The sequence below is a fragment of the Halomonas sp. 5021 genome (genome assembly GCF_036663435.1).
GTDB lineage: Bacteria > Pseudomonadota > Gammaproteobacteria > Pseudomonadales > Halomonadaceae > Vreelandella > Vreelandella janggokensis.
This window is the reverse complement of the sequence record NZ_JAXOVU010000011.1, coordinates 24,146-45,039: the sequence shown is the minus strand read 5'-3', so window position 1 is coordinate 45,039 and position 20,894 is coordinate 24,146. Positions and strand designations below refer to the sequence as shown.

Genomic DNA, 20,894 nt, shown 5'->3' with positions numbered 1-20,894 from the left:
GCAATTTAGAGGTAGTGTTCGCTCATTAAATTCCATTAAAGGATTGTTAAATGCGCCACCTCCATAAAATCAGCTTCAAGTACGCCTTAGCCTTCATCAGCGTTGCAATGGCTCTTTTGTTCATTGTAATCGCCGACGCCATGCTCGTTAACATGGTGAAAAGCCGACTGGATACTTTTATCACCAACTATATACCCGCCACCACAGCAACACTTAACGGAGATAGAGATCTTTACCAGGCACGCTCTGCCGAAATTGAATATCTATTGTCAGACCCTTCAAGTGAGCGGGGATCCGAGCTCATTGCCGTATTTGAAGAAAATGCGCAACAGGCATACGACCGTATGGAACGTTATGCAGGGCTCATGCAAAACTATCCAGAACTCACTTCTCAGCTATCGAACTTCGAAGTTTTACATCGCAATTGGAAACAAGAAGCAGAGCGCGTTTTCGATCTTCACCAAAGAGGCGAAACGTCAGCTGCTCTAGCACTCCTTTATGGCTCATCCTTAACGGCTTTCGATACATTGCGTGATATCTACGATGTATCAGGGGTCAATATTGAAACAGCCACTTACAGCGCTGAAAAAGCTGTTGTAAACAGAATCCAGGTTCAGCAAACGTCAACAATTATCTTTTCTATCATCGTTTTTTTAGTCGCTGTAACGATTGCTTTATTAGGCCCATTAATGATGTCACGGGCTATTCGCCAGATTACCGGGCGAATCAAAGAAATCACCGACGGTGATGGCGACCTAACCGCCCGTATCGAAAGTAGCCGCCGTGATGAAATCGGCGAACTCGCGCAGCAATTCGATGCCTTTATCAAGCGGATCGACGATACGCTACAGTCGGTAAGCAGCAGTACGGTCAGCCTGCAGCATGCGTCTAATGAAATAGCCAAAGGCAGCCAAGAGCTGGCGGCACGGACGGAACAGGCGGCGGCTAATTTGCAACAAACGTCCGCCTCCATGGAGGAAATCGCGGCGGTGGTCACCAACGCTTCTGAATCAGCGGATCAAGCCGACCAGCTCGCCACATCGACGCGCAAACTTGCTCAGCAAGGTTTGCAGGCCATGCATAGCGTTGAAAAGACGATGGATACCATCAACGAGTCTTCCTCCGAGATCAGCAACATCGTCAGTCTCATTGAGAGCATTGCGTTCCAGACCAATATACTGGCGCTAAACGCCTCCGTTGAAGCCGCCCGAGCGGGTGAGCACGGTCGTGGTTTTGCCGTGGTGGCCCAGGAAGTCCGCACGCTGGCGAGCCGTTCGAGCGACGCTTCAAAAAACATCAATGAGCTGATCAACACCTCCTTGACGAGAACCCAGTCGGGTGTCGATCAGGTCAAGAAAACCGGTGCCACCATGCAGGAAATGGTTAAGAGCATCGAGCGTGTGGCTGACGTCATTGCCGACATCAGCTCTGGAGCAAAAGAGCAGAGCGTGGGTATTGGTCAAGTCAATGATGCTGTCACCGAACTGGACAGCATGACCCAACACAATGCTTCAATGGTCGAAGAGTCAAGCGCCGCCGCCGCAGAGCTAAGGGAACAGGCTGATCGTTTGGGTAAGCTGGTGGGCGCCTTCAAACTCAGTAATACGCAAAGCGATTCGCAGGAAAGACCAGCGGTGGCTATTACCAAGAACCGGCCGTCTTCTTCAACGACGATGACTGCCCCGCTACTGAGCAAATCTCCTGCGCTCGAATGGGAATCTTTCTAATACCGCGAGTCTCCCCTGCGTTGATCGTTTAACCCAGGGGAGGCTACTTACTGTACCGCCAATTATTTCTATCAACGCCTTGATATGTAAAACGGTGCTCTGGATCCGCCAAAGGAACCCATATGATTCGCAACGCATTAGTCATAGATGATGATGCCGATATACAGCTATTGAGCACCATGCTGCTTCAGAAACACGGGTACAACGTCGCAACGGCGGGGGGCCTGGGCGAGTTGGCCCGTCAGCCATCTTTACTCAATACAGAATTGATCTTGCTGGATCTGGGACTTGGCGAATTTACCGGTCTGGACATTATCGATTATCTGCATGATTTACGTTTGAATGCCGCCATCATAGTGACCAGCGGTTGCTCTAAAGAGGCGGCGGCACATACGATCGAGAGTGGCAATCAAAAAGGCCTGTGCATGCTGGGCTTCCTGCCTAAAACCAAACTGATGACGGGCCTGGCGCCATTTATTGATTCACTCAAACAGTCGTCCAAACCGCCCGTCAAAGCAGAGCTGGAAAAGGCCCTTCGTGACCGTGAGCTCTTTCTGGCGTTTCAGCCCAAGCAGGACCTTCACACGGGCAACATAACGGGCGTTGAGGCATTGGTGCGTTGGCAGGACCCACAACGCGGGGTTCTTTATCCGGACAGCTTTATTCCACTGGCCGAAAAACAAGACCTGATACTGCCCCTCACCTGGCATGTTATCGAACTTGCGCTGGCGCAACAGGCTCGCTGGCAATCCGAAGGGATCGACTTGAATGTTGCGATCAATGTCCCCGCTGCGTTTATCCAGGCAGAAGGGATGCTGGCGACGTTCGATCGCCTGACGCAACGGCATCGTATTTCCCTGGAAAAGATTACCCTGGAGCTGACCGAGTCAGCAGGCATTGAATGCTTGGGTTACGCACGGCACGTGCTTGAAACGCTGAGGCGGAAGGGATGCCAGCTCGCCCTGGATGATTTTGGAACCGGTTACTCGTCAATGGTTCAGCTCTACCGCCTGCCATTTACCGAGCTCAAGATTGATAAAAGTTTTGTGTCACGGATTGACCATGATGATGATGCCCGCGCAATTACTCTCTCCATTATCGACCTGGGTAAGCGGCTGGGGCTCAAGGTCGTGGCAGAAGGCATCGAAACGTCATGCCAGCACACCCTTCTGTCGCAATACGGCTGTACACTTGGCCAGGGCTACTTCATTGCCCGTCCGTTAGCGCGCCATGCGCTTGACACCTGGTTAACGAGCGAGCCTCACTTGGCCCATTAGACGAGACATTCGCCTTGCCCTAAAGCTGGTTACAAATCAATCCCGCGTCCTGCAACGCCCTTTGGGTAGACGCCTTGAGGCTTTTCAAGCGTTCCAGATACATGGCCAACTCGTCGGGTGTTGCAGTGTTCGCGCGACGTTCTATGTGGCTAGCCTGCTCGGCAATCGCAAGGCAACCTAACGATAAACCAGCGCCTTTTAGTGAATGGGCCTCTTGGGACAGATGCTCGCGCGCCTCTGATGCATTAAACGCTTCAAGCCGCGCATAACGTTCATCAAAACGGGTTATAAAAGCGCTCAGCAATGCATCAAGAGATGCTGCGTCAAAGGTGTCTCTCAACTCATCACAAAGATGCTCATCCAGCAATGGTGACTCACCATCACGCTTGACTGGTGGTGGTACTGAGGTTGGCAAAGCCCCTCGTTCAGTGGCGGGGCTTATCAACTGCCGGGTGGCCAGGTGGCGGTGTATCCCTCTGAAAAGCTCGTCTCTGGTAAAGGGCTTATGGATCATGTCGTCCATGCCGCTTTGCATGCAACGTTCACGATGCTCGGCCATTACATTGGCGGTCATCGCCAGAATAGGCATGCGCGGCAGTTGATGGTGCGCTTCAAAGGTACGCCAGCGCCGAGTTGTTTCCGGCCCATCTATCCTCGGCATTTGCATATCCATCAAGACGAGATCGATCTGCCCGTGGTGCGCTTGAAGTTCGTCAAGTGCCTCCTGGCCATTTTCAGCAATGGTCACCTTTGCCCCCAGGTACTCCAGCATTCCTTGTGCAACGGTCTGATTCAATGGGTTATCCTCCACCACCAGAATATGGTGATAGAACGCCAGCACACGGCGTTGTTCATCAGGGTCGTCGTCCATCATCGGCTTGGCGACATCCATGTTGACCGTGAACCAGAACCGGCTGCCTAATCCTGGTTGACTGCTGACACCGATATTTCCTTGCATGGCTTCCACTAGCCGCTTGCAAATGGCAAGGCCAAGCCCGGTACCCTCATGGCGACGCGCGATGGATGCATCGACTTGTGAGAAGGCCGTAAAGAGTTGTGCTTGATGCTCCTCAGAAATACCACAGCCAGTATCAAGCACCTCAAATAGAATGCTATTGCCCGTTAGTGGTCTTACATAAAACTGAACAACACCCTCTTCCGTAAACTTCAGCGCATTGTTGATCAAGTTCATTATGATCTGCCGCAGCCGTGCAACATCGCCGATAACATAGCGCGGCAGTGCAGGGTCGACCCAGTAATGAAACATGACGTTCGACCTTGACTGTTGCAGTGCATAGCTTTCACAAAGCTCATCGATGCACTGATAAAGGTCCAGTGTCTGATAATCAAGATCGAGACGACCCGACTCGATTTTCGTGTAGTCGAGTATATCGTTAATGACGGCGCGCAAACTTTCCGCACTGCGCTTTAAAGCAGCCAGATAGGTGACAGCCTTCGGCGTTTTTACTTCGTCTTTCAATAAATCCGCCATGCCCACCACCCCATTCAACGGGGTGCGAATCTCGTGGCTCATGACCGCCATAAACTCTGACTTCGCCAGACTTGCTTTTTCGGCGCGGCTGGCCGCCTCGTTCAATTCATGGCCTTTGACTTCTAACGCCTGGGCCTTGCGAATACTGGAACGGCCTTCCAGAATCAGGGCACGCACTAGCATTCCGCCGGAAAACATCAGAAAAATGATAAGTAGCAGTACCAGACCGTATAGATGAGTTAATACACGGCGCTCATCGCTGCGAACCTTGGAAACATGGGCATTGGTCTCGACCAAGATGTTGTTGGTAAGCTGCTGCAGGGCGGATGCCTGTTGGTGCAACTCTGTTATCAATTCACTATCGAGGATGCTTGGCTCTTCCCATAGCGGTTCGATAAAGGTTTCCATCCTTGAAATGCTTGACTGAGACGCTTGCAAAACATCTTGAATATTCCCAAGTTCCTCAACAACCTTGCCTATTTCCCCCTGAAAAAAGAGTTTTTTTCGGCTAAACAATATTTCATAACGCACCAGCAGTTCATCAATAGCAGACTCGTCGGCTGTCATTTCATGCAATGACAGCCGAAACTCTCGCACCTCTCGATCAAACTGGTACGACGCCCATAGCAGGTTTTCAAGCAGTCGGTTTTCCAGGGCATTTTGTCGACTGTAAATCACGCCCCCCACCGTGAGGGCCGAAAGAAAAAAAAGGATCGCTGAAAATGTCGCGACCCTGGTGCGGCGAGAGAAATAAAACTTCAATAAAGCTAGCATGATAGAGACTCAGTCAACTTATTCAACCTCGATACGATTCACCTGCCACACGGAACGCACCAGGATTTCTTCGTTGAGGAGTTCAGGATGAGTATCAAAAGGGTAAATGACAAATAACGGACCATGGTCGCGGATACGCAGTGATTTACCGTTGGCCTGCATAGCCAGGATCACCTCGTAGTCTTCAAAATCACTGATCGGTATCGACGCTGCGTAGTCGTTGAGTGCTACTACGCGCAGGCTCCTGCCAGTGGCCCCAACAGCATCAAGTATGGCGCGCCCCAATGGACCTGAAAAACGCACTTCACCGTCATACCAAGGCGTATGTGAAACCGTTTCATGCTGAGCCAGCGCTTCCAGCATGAGTTTATCAAAATGGGCCTCATCGCCCACATTGGTCTGCTCTATCTTGCCGCTCACCACTAGTATCGCCGGCCCCTCCGGCATATCCAGCGCAAGTGCGTGAGTCGAAAACAGGGCAACCCCCGCCGCGATCATCAAAGCCAAGTAACCCCGAACCATGTGACACCTCAGTGTGTGTTGTTTGGACTGAACGAGTATATAACGGCCGTTTTACGCCAAACTGTGAACCTTTGTGTCAACGCACCTGTATCAATTAGACTTAATACAGTTTTTTTCTGCTCCTCAGCTTGTGGCGTTTATAAGCGATAATAAGGTCATTTACCATGCATATTGGCGTACTTGAAGACGATCTTGACCAACAAGCTTTTATCGAACAGTGTCTGACCGCATCAGCGCATTCGGTGATACTGTTTACTCGCGCCAGTGAGCTGACTCGCGCCATCCGTCAACAAACCTTTGATTTGCTGATTATCGATTGGCGCCTCCCCGACAGCTGCGGCATGGATGTTGTCGCCCACTTACGACAGCACGAAAGCTGGAAAGGCCCCATCCTGTTTGTTACCGCCAGTCAGGGCGAGGATGACGTCGTCCGCGCTCTAGAACAGGGCGCGGACGATTTTCTTGCTAAGCCGCTTCGCCCTAAGGAGCTTATTGCCAGGGTCAGTGCGCTGGGTAGACGTGCAGGCTATACGACTCCACGTCCGGCGGCTGCATGCCCAGATACTTTCACCCTGCACACCGACGAGCATTACATCAGCGTGGCAGGCCAACCCGTCAATTTGACCGAACGTGAGTATCGGTTGGCTGCCCTCTTTTTTTCCAAGATCGGTGAATTGGTCACCCGCCCCCATTTGCTCGAGCTGGTCTGGGGCATCAAGGGAGACGTTTCAACGCGCACTGTCGATACGCACGTGAGCCGCCTGCGCCGAAAATTGGAACTGGATGGTCGTCATGGTCTACGCCTGCGCAGCGTTTACCAATCCGGATATCGAATGGAAATCTGCCAAACCGCTAGACATGAACAAATCGCGGAATAGGTTGACGCTTATATAAGCATCGGTTAAAACATAGAGGCTACCTTATAAAGGTAACGTCCTTTTTAATCACGAGACGTTCTCATGCGCTGGCAAATCCCCGCGACCCGAATTAATAAGCTGCATCGCATTATGAATAATGCGGTATCAGCTTATTGTTGTCGCGCGCCAGAGGTAAAGTGAGAAAATTGGCCGCGGCAAGTGTCGCGGCCATGTATTTTATCGTTACCTTTGATACTTCCTGATCGCGATGTTGCCCGGCCTCCTAACCCAGGAGACCGATCCCATGGCAATAGCAACGATTACACGTAAACTACTCAACGCCATCAAGCACTCGCGCACTCAGCGTCGTCTTTACGAAGATCTGCGTTTTCATGACCCGCATCTGTTAAAAGATATCGGCTTACGCTGGGAGCAGGGTCAACTGGTATCGATTCATGGGGTAGAAGAACCAAGTCAACGCCATCAGCGCCATGAGGCTGAAACCCGCGACGCTCACGAAACCTGTCCCTATTGTGGGAGCCAATTGACCTAGCGAACGCCCCGACCACAGGAAGTGGTCGGGGCGAGTTATTGATTGTGTAAAGCAATCAAAAAGAATGATGGAGGTATGGCCAAATCGCCTAGCGTCAATGCTGGCTCAAGCAACTTGGCGATACCCCCTCAGGACCTTGTGGCTTTTAAGGGAATTACGTCCTTTACGGGAGTAGCTGCCTTTGCCTTTTTTCGGCGTTTGCTGCTGCATTTTAAACATCGGGGTTCGCAGCTGTGCCTGCAGTGCGTTATCGCGAATGGAATGTTTCTTCACCGTTATCTCCTGATCGAATGGATATACTTGGCACTGGCTAGCGCCGACAATTACGACACCTTGGCTCACCAAGCGTTCCTTTTACCGTGGTACAAAATCTGCGTCTATTGCATTGCAGCTTTTAGCGTACGCACTATCTTAAAGGCACACTCAGCAACGTTATTGCTGACCATACCTTAGCTTGGGGATTCGGGTGACATTCTTTAAACATTTTGTTCGTTGGTTACGACGTCTGGGTGTCGTTGTTCTGGTCATACTCACTTTCTACTTCACCCTCATGGCGTACCACCAGCTAAAGCCGCTGCCACCCGGCATTTCCCACACCAGCCCAGTTTATCAAATCGATAATGTCGGGTTCTTCCGTGACTTGACGCACCACGCAAATGGCGAACGTCATGTAGATCAGGAAATTTTTGACCAAGTCGAGCGTATGATCGAACGCGCCGACGACTTTATCGTGATCGATAATTTCATGGTCAATGGCTTGGTCAATGATCCCTCCGAAGATTACCCGCCGCTGAGCGACAATCTGGTTGATCAATTGGTTCGCAAACGCGACGCCAATCCCGACATGCCGATTGTGTTTATCAGCGATGCGATTAATTCGGGCTACGGCTCCTATCCCGCCGAATGGCTTGACCGCTTGCGCGACACCGACATCGACGTGGTGATCTCTAATCTGACGCCGCTGCGCGATTCGACTCCACTCTACTCGTCTTTCTGGCGCATGGGGCCGCAGTGGCTGGGCGATCTAGGTGGCGAATGGTGGGAAAACCCGTTTGTTGACGATGGCCCCAAGTTCAATCTGGGCGGCTACCTGGAATTGTTCAACATCAAGGCCAACCATCGCAAGGTGGTCATTACCGAGCGCACGGCACTGATCGCCTCTGCCAATGCCCATGACGAATCCGGCTTTCACGAAAACGTAGCGTTCGAAATCGATGGGCCCATTATCGCTGACTTATTGCGCGCCGAGCAGGCAGTCATCGACCTCGGCGACAGCGGTATTCAACTCCCCAACTACGCGCCGCGGGAGATGCCCGCAACCGGTGAGTTAAACATTCAGTACACCACTGAAAGACAAACGCTTTACAACGTGCTCGACACCATAGAGCGTGCCGCGCAAGACGACGAGCTTTGGCTTGCCATGTATTACCTTGCCGACCGGGAAATCGTCAATGCACTGACCCAGGCCAGCCAGCGCGGGGCTCAGGTTTCACTGATTTTAGACCCCAATAAAAAAGCCTTTGGGCGTGACAAAAGCGGCCTGCCCAACCGCCCGGTAGTCGAAGAACTGATAGAAGATACCGATGGACACATCAATGTGCGCTGGTACGACGTTGAGATAGAACAGTTCCATCCCAAAATGATGATGCTGCGCCAGGCCAACCAAAGCACGATTATCAGCGGCTCGACCAACTTCACCAGCCGCAACATGGATAATTACAACCTGGAAGCCAGCCTGATGATATCAGGCCCTAACGATGCCGAGGTGATGCGGGAGGTGGACGATTATTTCCTGATGCTATGGCATAACGAAGGCGGCGATTACACAGTAGAAGTCGACGAATACCAGAATACCCTGTCCGAATGGCAAAGAGTGCTTTACGGCGTCCAGGCATATCTCAAACTCACGACTTATTGAGGCATATTGACCAAAAGCACCACAATAATGACACCCAGCAAGACACATAGCCACTGCCAGAAACGCACCGGGTCGCGCTCCAGGAGCGGCGGGCGCGATTGCTTCAGGGTGCCTGGACTTGGCGAGCGCAGTTCGAAAATAAACTCCGAAAGCGCCGGATAGCGGTGTTGAGGGTTAGGGTGCAGGGCTTTCTTGAGCACCTCATCCACCCAGGCGGGCAGCGCGCGGTTTTCGCTCAGCGCGGATTGATAAGCGAGCTTGCGCTGGGCAGCCCGGGTGCGGGTTTTGGCCACCTCGGTGCCGTAGGGCAGCGTGCCGGTTAGCATTTGATAGGCAATCACTGCTAGTGAATAAAGGTCGGACTGCTCCGTGCCGCCCTCGCCCAGAAAATATTCCGGCGCCGTGTATTGGGCGGTTCCGAGTATCGGGTCAACCTCGCCGGCGGAATCCGTTGCTTCTGCAATTCCCGCGATTCGTGTGGCGCCAAAATCAATCAGCCGGACCATACCGTGGCGGTCGATCATGATGTTGTCCGGACGCACGTCCTGATGGAGCATTTCCAGCCGGTGAAAGGCACGCAGCGCCTTGGCCACCTGCTCGATAATATCGCGCACGTCGGCCAGGTCCGGGTCGGGATGGTCGCGCATCCACTGGGTCAACGTCTGGCCTTCAATGTATTCCCAGACGGTATACAGGTAGCGCCTTGGGCCGCGCTGCACGGGCGCGGATAGCACATGGGGATTATGCAAGCGACGCGCGATCCACTCCTCCCGCACAAAGCGCTCGACGCTGGCGGGGTCCTCGGCAAGCTCGGTGGCCAGGGTCTTGACGACCACATGCTGGTCGGCCTGAGGGTCGTGCGCCAGGTAGACGTGACTGCGGGCGCTGGCATGCAGCGGGCGGATGATCTGCAGGCCATCCAGCTCGCTATTCGCACGCAGCTCGGAGGGTGACGGCAGGCGGCCCAAGGACTCGAAAAGCTCGTCGGCCTCGCGGTCGGGTAACGTCTCGATACGCACCAGCTGTGCGGTCAGGTTATCGTCGCTGCCGTTGACCAGCGCGGCCTCCACCAGGGCTTTTGCGCCGGCCTCAAGGTCTGCCGCGTGGTCCTGGATCAGCGTGGCCATCACCTGAGGGGACAGCCATTCGTAAACGCCGTCGCTGGCCAGTAAAAACACATCGCCCTCACTGAGCGAGACGGCACGGTAATCAAGCTCGAGATGCTGGCTTGCCCCCATCGCGCGGCTCAGGTGGCTGACCTCACGCGAGGCCCAGAAACGGTGATCTTCGGTCAAGGGCTCAAGCGTCTTGCCTGCTAACTGGTAAATGCGGCAGTCGCCGACGTGGAACAGGTGCGCCGTGGCCGACTTGATCACCATCGCGCTCAGCGTACACACGTACCCCCGATCCATATCGTAGCGATACTGGCTTTGCCGCGTTTGGGCATACAGCCACGCATTGGTGGCCTGAAGCACCCGCTGCGCCGAACTTTTGACGCTCCACGGGGCGGGGGTGGCGTAGTAATCGGTCAGGAAGCCGCCCACCGCGGCTTCGGCGGCGTCGCGGCTCACGGCGCTGCTGCTGATGCCATCCGCCAGGGCAACGGCAATGCCTTTTTGTCGCCGCTGGGTGTCGTCGGGCAAACAGGCGCCGTAGAAATCCTGGTTGCTGGGCTTTTGGCCTTTATCGGACCACTGGCCGAGGGAAATGCTCAGCGTTGACATGCATAGCGCGCTTTATTCTCATGGGTTGCAGGGCTTGCTTCGACGCGTTTGACGACGCTACCCACGACAATCACACAGGGCGACGGCAGAGGCTCGGCGGCCAACCGCCCCGGCATATCGGCCAGGCTGCCGACCAGCGACCGCTGGTCAGGCTGACTGGCATTGGCAACCAGCATGATCGGCCAGTCGTCGGGCAGCCCCGCCTCGCGCAGGCCCGCGCAGATCGCGTCCACCTTGGAAAGTCCCATGTAAAACACCAGCGTTTCGTCGCGGCGCGCTAGCGCCGCCCAGTCCGGCGTGCCGTCCTCGCGGCACAGCTGCGCGGTGACAAAGCGCAGCTGCTGGGCATGGCCCCGGTCGGTTAACGGAATGCCCATACAGGCCGCCGCCGAAGAGGCCGCGGTAATCCCTGGCACGATGGTGGCCGGCACCTGCGCGGTGGCCAGGGCATCAAGCTCTTCGCCCATGCGTCCGAAAACGGCCGGGTCGCCGCCTTTCAGGCGCACTACCGATTTGCCCTGCCGGGCCAGGCGCACCATGAGCGCACCGATCTCGGCCTGGGGAACACTATGATGGCCCTTGGCCTTGCCCACATAGTGGCGCTCGCCGCCGACGGGCAGCAGCGCCAGCACGTCATCGCCCACCAGGCGGTCGTAGACCACGGCATCCGCCTGCTGCAAAAGCCGCGCGGCCTTGAGGGTCAGCAACTCGGCGTCGCCGCTGCCGGCGCCCACCAGGTACACGTGCCCAGGCCGGCAGTCGTCGCTCAGCGGGAGGGACCGCGACGCATCACGGCCACTGCGGGGCAGCTCAAAGCGGCTCGCCAGGCGCGCCAAGGGGTTACACCATTTCAGAAGCTGGGATTTGCTCAGCGCGCGCATGGGGGCGTTCCTCTTCAAGTAATGATTTCAACTCAGGAATGCAGCTACCGCACTGGGTACCGCACGCCAATCGTGCGCCTAACGCCTCGACGCTGGTATCGCCGCGCCGGATGGCCTCGACAATCGACGTCTGGCCGACCTGATGGCAGCTGCATACCACCGGGCCACTATCCACCGCGCCGTCGTCGCAGCCCGCCAGCAGTCGGCGGCGGTGGGCATCACTCACCGCGTCGTCGTTGAAGCGCGCTTCCAGCCAGGCAAAGCCCGGCAGTTCGCTGGGCGGCCCCACCATCAGCCACCAATCGAGACGACCGTTTTCGACGCCCGCGGCGCGCAGGCGACCGGTAGCGGCATCTTCACACCACAGCGCCGGCGACGCCGACAGCCATTCGCCCATCTGGCGGAACCAGTCGCTGACCGCCCTGCTACCGGCCAGTTGCCAGCGCTGGCAGCCGCGCATCGGGATTCGTGTCCAGTAGTCGCTCACGCACCAGCTCGGCGCGTCAGGCAGCGACGCCAGGGCGTGATCAGCAACAAACAGCGTCGCCTGCCAGGCGGTCGGCAGGGCCGCCAGAGCCACGGCACCGTGCTTGGCTTCCGGCTGTCCGGACAGCGGGTCAGTAATGCCTTCGATCAAGGCGCTGCTGCGCGCACTATGGGTAAAGCAGTCGGTCCAATGAATCGGCACGAACACCTCCCCGCGCCGCTGTCCATGGACCACCCTCACCCGGGCGCGGTATTCGCCGGTGGCGGCGGTCAACACGCCAAGCGACTGGTCGGTGACGCCCGCCTGGGCGGCATCGTCCGGATGCACCTCCATGAAAGGCTCGGCGCGGTGGTTCATCAGCCGCGGCGACCGCGCGGTCCGCGTCATGGTATGCCACTGGTCGCGAATCCGTCCGGTATTCAGACGCAGCGGATAGGCGGCACTCAGGGCTTTCTCCGGCCCACGCGGGGTAATCGGCAACAGCTTAGCCCGGCCGTCGGGCGTGGCGAACCGCCCCGCTTCGAACAAGCGCGCGGTACCCTGGGGGGCATCGCGATTCACCGGCCACTGGATCGGCGCGAGCGCATCATAGCCCTCGCGGCCAAGCCCGGCCAGCCCTGAAATATCGAAAAGGCGCTGCGTGGCGCCGGTATTGTCCACGCCGGAGAGCCGTGCGTGCTCGTCGAATATCTCGCTTGGGTGAGTGTAATCAAACGCCCCCCCGAAACCCAACTGCTTAGCCACATCGCAGATAATCTGCCAGTCGTGGCGCGCCTCGCCGGGGAGTGGCAGCATGCCCCGCTGGCGCGAGATGCGCCGCTCGGAATTGGTCACGGTGCCATCTTTCTCGGACCACCCGGACGCGGGCAGCACAATGTCGGCGTAGGGCAGCATATCGGTATCCGCCGCGCATTCCGAAACGATCACCAGCGGGCATTTTTCCAGTGCGGCCCGCACGCGGGCGGCATCGGGCAGGCTAATCGCCGGGTTGGTGGCCATCACCCACAACACCTTGATCTCGCCGCGTTCGATCGCATCAAAGAGATCGACCGCCTTGTGGCCGGGGCCTTCCGGCAGGATGGGCGCGAGGTTATCGGTTGCCCAGAAGCGGCTGACCAACTCGCGCGCGCCGGGGGTATCGTAATCCATGTGCGCGGCCAACTGGTTGGCCAGACCACCGACTTCACGCCCGCCCATGGCGTTGGGCTGACCGGTGATCGAGAACGGCCCAGCCCCGGGCAGGCCGATCTTCCCACCGGCCAAATGACAGTTGATGATGGCGTTGCACTTGTCCGTTCCGCTGGACGACTGGTTGACCCCCTGGGAATACAGCGTCACCACGTGGAGCTGGCTTGCAAACCAGTAATAGAAGGTTTCCAGGCGTTCGGCATCCACGTCGCAGGCCGTCGCCACCTCGGCGAGCGAACCCGCCGTTTGTTGCGCCGCGTCCAGCGCCGCGTCAAGGCCTTGGGTGTGGCGCTCGAGGTAGACATGGTCCAGCTTGCGCTTGGCCGCCATCCACGAAAGCAGCCCGTTGAACAAGACCGCATCACTACCGGGCTTGATGCCCAGATACAGATCGGCAATCTCGCAGCTGTCGGTCACCCGCGGGTCAATGACGACGACCCGCATCAACGGATTGCGCTCCTTGGCGACTTTAATCCGCTGATAGAGCACCGGGTGGTTCCAGGCCAGGTTGGAGCCCACCAGCACTACCAGCTCCGCCTCTTCCAGATCCTCGTAGTTGCAGGGCACAGCGTCGGCACCGAAGGCGCGCTTGTAGGCGGCCACCGCCGACGCCATGCACAGCCGCGAGTTGGTATCCAGGTGCGGCGTGCCCAGAAAGCCCTTGAACAACTTGTTGGCTACGTAATAGTCCTCGGTCAGCAGCTGCCCTGACAGATAGGCCGCTAAACACTGATTGCCGTGGGCGTGACGCAGCGTGTTCATGCGCTCGGCGGTGGCGCTCAAGGCGGTTTCCCAGGACACATCCTTGCCATCCACCCGCGGTCGTGTCAGGCGGCCCTGTTCGCCCAGCGTTTCGTGCAGCGCCGAGCCTTTTACGCATAGCCGGCCGAAGTTGGCGGGATGGTCGCGGTCGCCCTCCACGGTGCTGAGGGTGCCGTCTGCCACGGTCGCGGTAACGCCGCAGCCAACGCCGCAGTAGGGGCAGGTCGTTTTGGCTTGGTGCATGGTGACTCCTCGGCTGATTGCCAACGCCGCACATAAAAAAACGCCCAGGCTGCTGACCCTGTTGCGCAAAGCGCAAGGCGATCAGCAGGCTGGACGTCGTTGCCGCAGCGGGCACCGTTAAAGGTGCCAAACGTATTGTGTAAAGATACTTATTTGTCTAACAACGTTATTGGGCTTATTCGCTGCCACTGTTTTTTGATGAACGCACTGCAATGCGCGTTTGTTGCTTATGCCTGGATAGTTGCAAAGGCTACGCCGTAACCGCGCATTTTCAATTAAAAAACAAATAAAACAGTACTTTAAAAGACCGCGACAGCACCTTTCGGTCATCCCCTCTCTGCGCACCGCTTGATAGTTTGGGTGCTGAGGGTGCACGCCAAGTTCTTTTCCGCACTGTCATTGTGCAGCCTATGCGCAAAGCCGTATCGCCAGTAATCCAGCTACCAAACATAAGCCAGTGACGTCGACGTCATTAAAAATAATAATCTATAAGCAAGTTCATAGGTTCAAAACTTCATATATGGCTCTAGCAAGTAGCTTTAATAAATAACGCTACATCTATGGATGATTTATCAGATCAGCAGCGAGGCTAACGCCCCAATCGATATTGTATTTATCACGGCAATGAGTGCGCCGCGCCGAAGCAGCCACGACTCCTCCTCCTTAGTTTGGTTGCCCGCTATGCTTAGAAGAAGAATAACAATGGGGATAGATGCCAACACCGCATGCCCAGCAGCGCTGTTTTGTACAGCAGCGTAAACTGTGTCTTCAGCTCTATCGAGTAACGTTGCGGTAGGCATCAGGAGCGCATTTGCGCCAACGTTGGAACCCGTCACGTACCCCGATAGTGCGCTAAAAAACGCAAATAGGGCTTCGCCGCCCATGTCACTAACAGGCTTGAGGGCATCCGCGATGGTATTCATCTGCCCTCCAAGCACCATTACTTGAGACATTACCAACAGCAGTGTTATGGACAACAGTGGTTTAATAGCTTTACACGTAGATTGCCAGAATTGCTTGAAAGAATACCTAGTAAGGAAGCTTGTCAGCAATAATGGTAGGCCTGGCGATTCAAATAAGCTCCAGGAAAAACGTCCTGCAGATACCCCTATATGTTGTATCCCAGGCACAGTTAACCAGAGAACTCGCTCCAGAATGACAAATACGATGAGAAATACGTAAGGTGCAATGGCTATGCCCGGTGTCGGTAGATGTTGGTGCCGAACATGAGCTGTAGACAACATTACAACAATTACCGCTAAACCACTGAGTACGCCAGCAATCGACGGGCCAACCAAGTAGTTGGTAACGATTAAGACTATTGAGAAGAAAATACCCACTGCAGCCGCCAACATCAGTGTTTGCACTTTCTGGTAGCCTGCGACAATACAGCCTGTCATGGCTGCAATCGGAAAGACCAGAGAACTGATAATGGCTGAGTGATAGCCCAACGTTGTTGGTGCCACATTTGCAATCGTCGCACCAATAATGGTTGCAAGACCCAAAGTCCCCCACGGCATAATGCTCATACCGAGCAAACCAACCATAAGCGCTCGGTCTCGGCGCAACATGTTCAGTAATAGCGGGATCGTAATAACCATCGACACGCCGAATCCAGTCATCGACTCTACAGCAGTAGCCACACCCACCACTATAACGATGATTTTGCTACCATCATTGATCGGCCAACGTGCAACCCAATTTTTGAGCTCATCGGCTGCACCAGACTGACTCGTTACGTTAACGAATAACAATCCAGGAATAATGACAGTAGCAACAGTGAGAAATAGAACGGCTATCTGTGGTATTAATGCCACCGTTAAGCTGAATGCCCCTACCTGGCCAAGCGTTAATGTAATAATCAGAGCGACAAGCAAGGTGACTGCAGCTGACCACACTGCAGAAAGCGGCGAGAAGAGCATCAGGCCAATCACAGCAAGGATGGGCGAAGCTGCAATCAATGGAGACATAAACGTCAACCTGTCAGTTATTATTTAATCGTTCTTGTCGATTACCGAGATACACTTTCATCGAAGGCGGCTTTAACCATTTTAAAGACAGGCCCTGGGACGCCATCACCCAGCAATTGGCCATTATGCTCACTGATTGGCACAATCTCAGCATGAGTGCCGGTAAGAAAAGCTTCGTCCGCATTCAAAAGCTGTATCGGCGTAATATTGCCGACCTCCACAGATTGACCGAGTGAGTGGAGTAGCTCAATTACGAATTGTCGCGTGATTCCAGGAAGGATTCCGTTGGTTACGCTAGGGGTTAATATACGATCTCCTACTCTTACGAAGATATTGGCAACAGGTGCCTCTGATAAAAAACCTTGTGAGTCCAACATGACAACGTCGTCTACGCCAAGTCGCGAGGCTTCAGCCTTCCCCAGTACGCTCGGTAAGTAATTGAGCGACTTAATCTCAGCAGTATTCGAATCTACAGCTACACGACGCATGGTGCTGATTGCTGTTTTGAGGGTGGGGTTATCATCGCCATGAAGCGGAGGAATATCTTTAATTATCAAGATTAAACCAGGCTGATAACACGGTGTTGGGTCTGGGCCAATGGGGCCGGTACCACGCGTTATTACAACGCGTACATAGGCGTTAAGAAGCCCAGTTTTTTCGAGCCCTTCTCCAATTAATCTCTCCAAATCGTGCCCCGAGATAGGAAGCACTAGCCCTATCCCACGAGCCGATCGCTGTAATCTCTCAAAATGTTCGTGGTATTTAAATATCTGCCGTTTATAGATCCGGATCCCTTCGTAGATCCCATCACCATAGAGTAAGCCATGATCAAGTACGGAAATCTTGGCATCCTGCTCATCTGTCCAAAAGCCATTGATATAGATAAGGTCAGTCACGTTAGTTACCTCCTTTTTTCAACTATTTTAAATACGCCATATAAGCGTAATGCTCATGAATTCGATCAGGACTAGTCGAAACAAAATCGATACGATTGCTTGAGACTTTATCAAGCATTCGTATACTCCAATAATCAGCCGCTTGCTCCCCACCAAATCCAATGATGGCGCGGTTGTCGAGAACACGGCGAATACGGCGAGCTCCTTCGGCGATAGTCTCGATTACGAGTTTATCTAGACGAATGAATGGATTATGCTCAAACAATCCCAGCTTTTGATAAACTGGAATTAATTTTTTCACTGAATCGGCACGATTCATATTGAGTACCGCGGCCGTAAAATCATTGCCTCCAAAGAAAAAACCAGTAAGCGCACAAGATTCATTCGATATCGTGCAAAATCGCTCAAGTAGTAAATAAGCACCTGAAGTTTCAACCATGATAGCTAGCTCAACAAAAGGCACATGTTCGCCCTCAGCTCTAATCTCTTGAGCAATTTCATTCAGCCACTCGCTAAATTTAACAACCTCAGCTGGCAGTGTGACCATAGACATAAGAAGTATGAAACGTTGCTTATGGTCTATCTTTCTAACTTCAGTTATAGCGTTCAAATAAGCGCGTATTTCAGCCTTCGCTAATTCTTTATTAAACATATGTAGGCGAGTTCCACGTGCGCCATGAAAAGTCTCGGACTCATTAATATTGGTTTCAACTACTTGCCTGACACCTTTTTCATCCTTATCATGCTCTTTTGAAAAAATTTCAATATCTAAATCTGGAGGGAAAAGCTTATTATTTGGCATACATAAAGTACGCGTAACAGAAAGCCCACCACGATTTGCCAACATCAACTGCTTGTATTCACCTTCGACAAAAGTCATGAACCTTTTCAAGGCAACATCGATTTCTTTTTGGGTGAAAACTGTTTGGCCCAAAGTGATGACTCGCAGTTCATTGAGTTCAGGTTTGCGTGTAAATATACGTTCAGTTCTAAGCAATCCAATTCCAAAATTCCCTGGCTTGGGTTCAATTACCAGTTGGTCTTTCTTCTGATCCCATCTTATTGAGCAACCAGCGAGACGTGCTTGGACTACGCCAGAAACTGTGTGAACTGTTCCGGCAATCTCTGGACGATGATTGTTAGGCAACTCAGATGTATATCTGAGCACCTGAGAAACGCGACTGTCTTGCAATAATTCTTTTATTCGATCTTTATATATCTGATACAACTCCGTACGGACAAATAGGCGCCAACCAGTTTGCGGCCCGTGTTGGTTCAAGCTATCGATAATAATATCTGTCAAAATCTTGTATAACTCTGGCAATATAGCATTTCCGGTAGCACATGCACCCGCATAAATACTTCCGGTCGAGCCGTCAATAGTTATTAACTCTCCATCATGGATGCGTCTTGAACTAGCCCCACCCTCATTAAGAATATCGATATAACCAGGCTTAAGCGTTACAGAGATAGGAGAGTTAGCATTGCCAATAAATTCAACCGCTCGCTCTTGCATTTGATGAGCATCGCCCCCAATTAAGCCTTTAAGACCAATTATCGAGGGCAAACCTTCGCTTTTAGCTTGAACAGCACACCAGGAATTGGGGCTTGCGTCACAGCTGAGAAACGCTACAGAATTATGTAGATGAGTGAGATCATCTACACTATCATGATCAAGACATAGGGCGTATGGAGCATTTATATGTAACTCATCTACAGCCTCACGGAGTAGATCAAGATTATCTCGGTTCGTTATTAGATACGCGACACGAACCCCTGGGTGCATCGGGGTTCCTGAAGCAATCTCCGCCTCTGTCGTGACAATATGGTTTTTGAATAGATAAACCAAGTCATCATCGCTGAGTTTTAGCATGAGCAGTCTCTTCAATGAGTGAGTATCACCTTTCTTATAAACAGTCCGTTGTCGCTTTCATTAGGCTGTCTAAAAGGCCACTAAAAATAGAGTTAGCAACGCATCTCTGCAATGTCATAGCGGTGGAAAATGGCAGCTCATAAATACTCTTTGATCTATCAAGATCAAACCCATCCGCTATTAATGATGCGTTGGGTAAAGATTGGATCAAAGCTAGAGAGGATAACAGCATCAAAAATGTATTATAAAAGCAGCACAAATTAAAAATGACGTTCACTGTGATGCTTTTCTAATGAGGAATTGTATTGGTCATGGCTCTACTATACGAACGCATCGCAGACTCGATAAGCGATTTGATCAAGAGCGGCGTCTACCCTCCTGGAACCCGCTTACCATCAGTGCGTGATCTTAGTCGAAACCGCTCCGTAAGTGTTTCGACCAGTGTCCGTGCATATCATGAACTTGAGCGGCGTGGCATTATCGAGTCCCGACCGCAAGCTGGTTTTTATGTGGTTGCCTCTGCCCAACTATCTGGCCTGCCGGGAACTATTGATACAGTTAAGCGGCCAATCCCTGTCACTGGGCAAGACCGAATCATGCGTATGCTGCAGGCGGTCAACGACCCAACAGTAGTAAATTTCGGCGCAGCGACACCCCATCCTGAGTTCATGCCAGGTATTGCGCTAGAGCGTTCCTACAAAAAAGCTTGGCACAGCAATCGGCGGCGATGCCTAAGTCAAGAATTTGCTCCAGGTTGTGCTGAACTGCGTACGCAAATAGCGCGTCGATTAGCCAGTATTCAAACGTTTACGCGACCTGAAGACATATTGGTCACAAATGGATGCCAAGAATCAGTATCGCTTGCTTTGAGGCTAGTGACGCAGCCAGGAGATGTCGTTGCTATCGAATCTCCGACTTATTATGGTCTGCTTGAAGTGATACGAGGGCTTGGCCTACGTGCGCTGGAAATTCCAACCTGCCCCGAGAGTGGCCTGTCATTAGAAGCTCTCGAACTAGCCGCAACAGAGTGGTCTATCAAAGCATGCGTCGTTATTCCAAACTATTCCAACCCTCTGGGAGTGAGCATGTCCAATGATAAAAAAAAGCGGCTTATTGCCATGGCTAAGCAATTTGACTTCTCCATTGTGGAAGACGATATATATGGTGAAATCCCGGCCAAAGGAAATCGGCTCCTTCCCATCAAAAGCTGGGACAATACAGGCCGGGTACTTTACTGTTCATCAGCAACAAAAACAGTGAGTGCTGGTTTACGGGTAGGCTGGCTTGTGCCAGGTGAAGCCAACATGGCACGCGCTATGCACTTGCAATATGTCAGCACAATTTCAGTCCAGACAGTTGGGCAGTTGGCTTTAGCAGACTATTTTGCAAACGGACAGATCAATAGGCATACACGGAGGATGGCTCGTGAATATGATCGTTCTAGGGCGCACATGCTCAACGAAGTCAAAAAGCTATTCCCAGGGAATAGTCGATTTAGTAGACCCTCCGGAGGGTTCGTTCTTTGGGTTGAGCTACCCGGCAATATTGATACTGCTGAGCTGATGAATGAGGCGCTTGAAGATGGGATTTGCTTTGCTCCCGGCACTTTGTTTTCGGCCAACGGCAGATTTACTAATTGTCTACGACTAAATTCAGCCCAAAAGTGGGAGCCCAGGATCAATCGCGCCTTGAGCCGTCTTGCAAAATTAATCAATTGACACTTGCTAATCTCTATTAGAAATAACTTGAG

General features: G+C 53.2%; 15 protein-coding genes. 6 read left to right on the top strand and 9 right to left on the bottom strand.

Annotated features, from left to right (window positions below; translation table 11 throughout):
* Positions 1–50 precede the first annotated feature (50 nt).
* Together R3F64_RS15310 and R3F64_RS15305 are read left to right on the top strand one after the other, a co-directional pair.
* Positions 51–1,727, top strand: coding sequence for a methyl-accepting chemotaxis protein (locus tag R3F64_RS15310; protein WP_332612419.1), 1,677 nt, complete (start codon positions 51–53; stop codon positions 1,725–1,727).
* A gap of 122 nt (positions 1,728–1,849) precedes the next feature.
* On the top strand, positions 1,850–3,004 hold the full coding sequence (locus R3F64_RS15305; RefSeq protein ID WP_332612417.1) for an EAL domain-containing response regulator: 1,155 nt from the start codon (positions 1,850–1,852) through the stop codon (positions 3,002–3,004).
* A gap of 19 nt (positions 3,005–3,023) precedes the next feature.
* Here the strand turns inward: R3F64_RS15305 and R3F64_RS15300 are convergent, their stop codons facing one another.
* Entirely contained in the window at positions 3,024–5,270 is a 2,247-nt protein-coding gene (locus tag R3F64_RS15300; RefSeq protein WP_332612415.1) for an ATP-binding protein, read from the bottom strand.
* Between the two features lie 18 nt (positions 5,271–5,288).
* A complete protein-coding gene (locus tag R3F64_RS15295; RefSeq protein WP_332612469.1) occupies positions 5,289–5,768 on the bottom strand; it encodes a molybdopterin-dependent oxidoreductase in 480 nt (159 codons plus the stop codon).
* Positions 5,769–5,956: 188 nt separating this feature from the next.
* On the opposite strand from R3F64_RS15295, the gene R3F64_RS15290 reads away from it, so the two are divergent.
* Together R3F64_RS15290 and R3F64_RS15285 are read left to right on the top strand one after the other, a co-directional pair.
* Positions 5,957–6,670: a response regulator transcription factor gene (locus tag R3F64_RS15290; protein WP_332612411.1), complete on the top strand. Its 714-nt coding sequence runs from the start codon at positions 5,957–5,959 to the stop codon at positions 6,668–6,670.
* Positions 6,671–6,953: 283 nt separating this feature from the next.
* The gene (locus tag R3F64_RS15285; protein WP_199283799.1) at positions 6,954–7,202 is read left to right on the top strand and encodes a hypothetical protein; all 249 of its coding nucleotides are present in this window, start codon (positions 6,954–6,956) and stop codon (positions 7,200–7,202) included.
* Between the two features lie 105 nt (positions 7,203–7,307).
* On the opposite strand, the gene arfA is transcribed toward R3F64_RS15285, so the two are convergent.
* On the bottom strand, positions 7,308–7,544 hold the full coding sequence (gene arfA, locus R3F64_RS15280) for an alternative ribosome rescue factor ArfA (RefSeq protein WP_254902860.1): 237 nt from the start codon (positions 7,542–7,544) through the stop codon (positions 7,308–7,310).
* 124 nt (positions 7,545–7,668) lie between these two features.
* Between arfA and R3F64_RS15275 the strand changes: the two genes are divergently transcribed.
* Positions 7,669–9,120 (top strand): phospholipase D-like domain-containing protein, encoded by a 1,452-nt coding sequence (locus tag R3F64_RS15275; RefSeq protein WP_332612408.1) that lies wholly within the window; start codon positions 7,669–7,671, stop codon positions 9,118–9,120.
* On the opposite strand, the gene R3F64_RS15270 is transcribed toward R3F64_RS15275, so the two are convergent.
* The 6 genes from R3F64_RS15270 to R3F64_RS15245 form a co-directional block, all read right to left on the bottom strand.
* Positions 9,114–10,844: a bifunctional protein-serine/threonine kinase/phosphatase gene (locus tag R3F64_RS15270; RefSeq protein WP_332612406.1), complete on the bottom strand. Its 1,731-nt coding sequence runs from the start codon at positions 10,842–10,844 to the stop codon at positions 9,114–9,116. The genes R3F64_RS15275 and R3F64_RS15270 overlap by 7 nt on opposite strands.
* Positions 10,832–11,725: a uroporphyrinogen-III C-methyltransferase gene (gene cobA / locus R3F64_RS15265; RefSeq protein WP_264823512.1), complete on the bottom strand. Its 894-nt coding sequence runs from the start codon at positions 11,723–11,725 to the stop codon at positions 10,832–10,834. Before cobA ends, R3F64_RS15270 begins: the two co-directional genes overlap by 13 nt.
* Positions 11,685–14,405 carry a nitrate reductase gene (locus tag R3F64_RS15260; RefSeq protein ID WP_332612404.1) on the bottom strand — a complete coding sequence of 907 codons (2,721 nt, stop codon included), beginning with the start codon at positions 14,403–14,405 and terminating at the stop codon, positions 11,685–11,687. Before R3F64_RS15260 ends, cobA begins: the two co-directional genes overlap by 41 nt.
* A 572-nt stretch (positions 14,406–14,977) precedes the next feature.
* The gene (locus R3F64_RS15255) at positions 14,978–16,375 is read right to left on the bottom strand and encodes an L-lactate permease (RefSeq protein ID WP_332612402.1); all 1,398 of its coding nucleotides are present in this window, start codon (positions 16,373–16,375) and stop codon (positions 14,978–14,980) included.
* 41 nt (positions 16,376–16,416) lie between these two features.
* Entirely contained in the window at positions 16,417–17,271 is an 855-nt protein-coding gene (locus R3F64_RS15250) for an aminotransferase class IV (protein WP_332612400.1), read from the bottom strand.
* Between the two features lie 22 nt (positions 17,272–17,293).
* Entirely contained in the window at positions 17,294–19,144 is a 1,851-nt protein-coding gene (locus R3F64_RS15245) for a putative PEP-binding protein (protein WP_332612397.1), read from the bottom strand.
* 311 nt (positions 19,145–19,455) lie between these two features.
* On the opposite strand from R3F64_RS15245, the gene R3F64_RS15240 reads away from it, so the two are divergent.
* Entirely contained in the window at positions 19,456–20,862 is a 1,407-nt protein-coding gene (locus R3F64_RS15240) for an aminotransferase-like domain-containing protein (RefSeq protein WP_332612395.1), read from the top strand.
* The last annotated feature ends 32 nt before the right edge of the window (positions 20,863–20,894 follow it).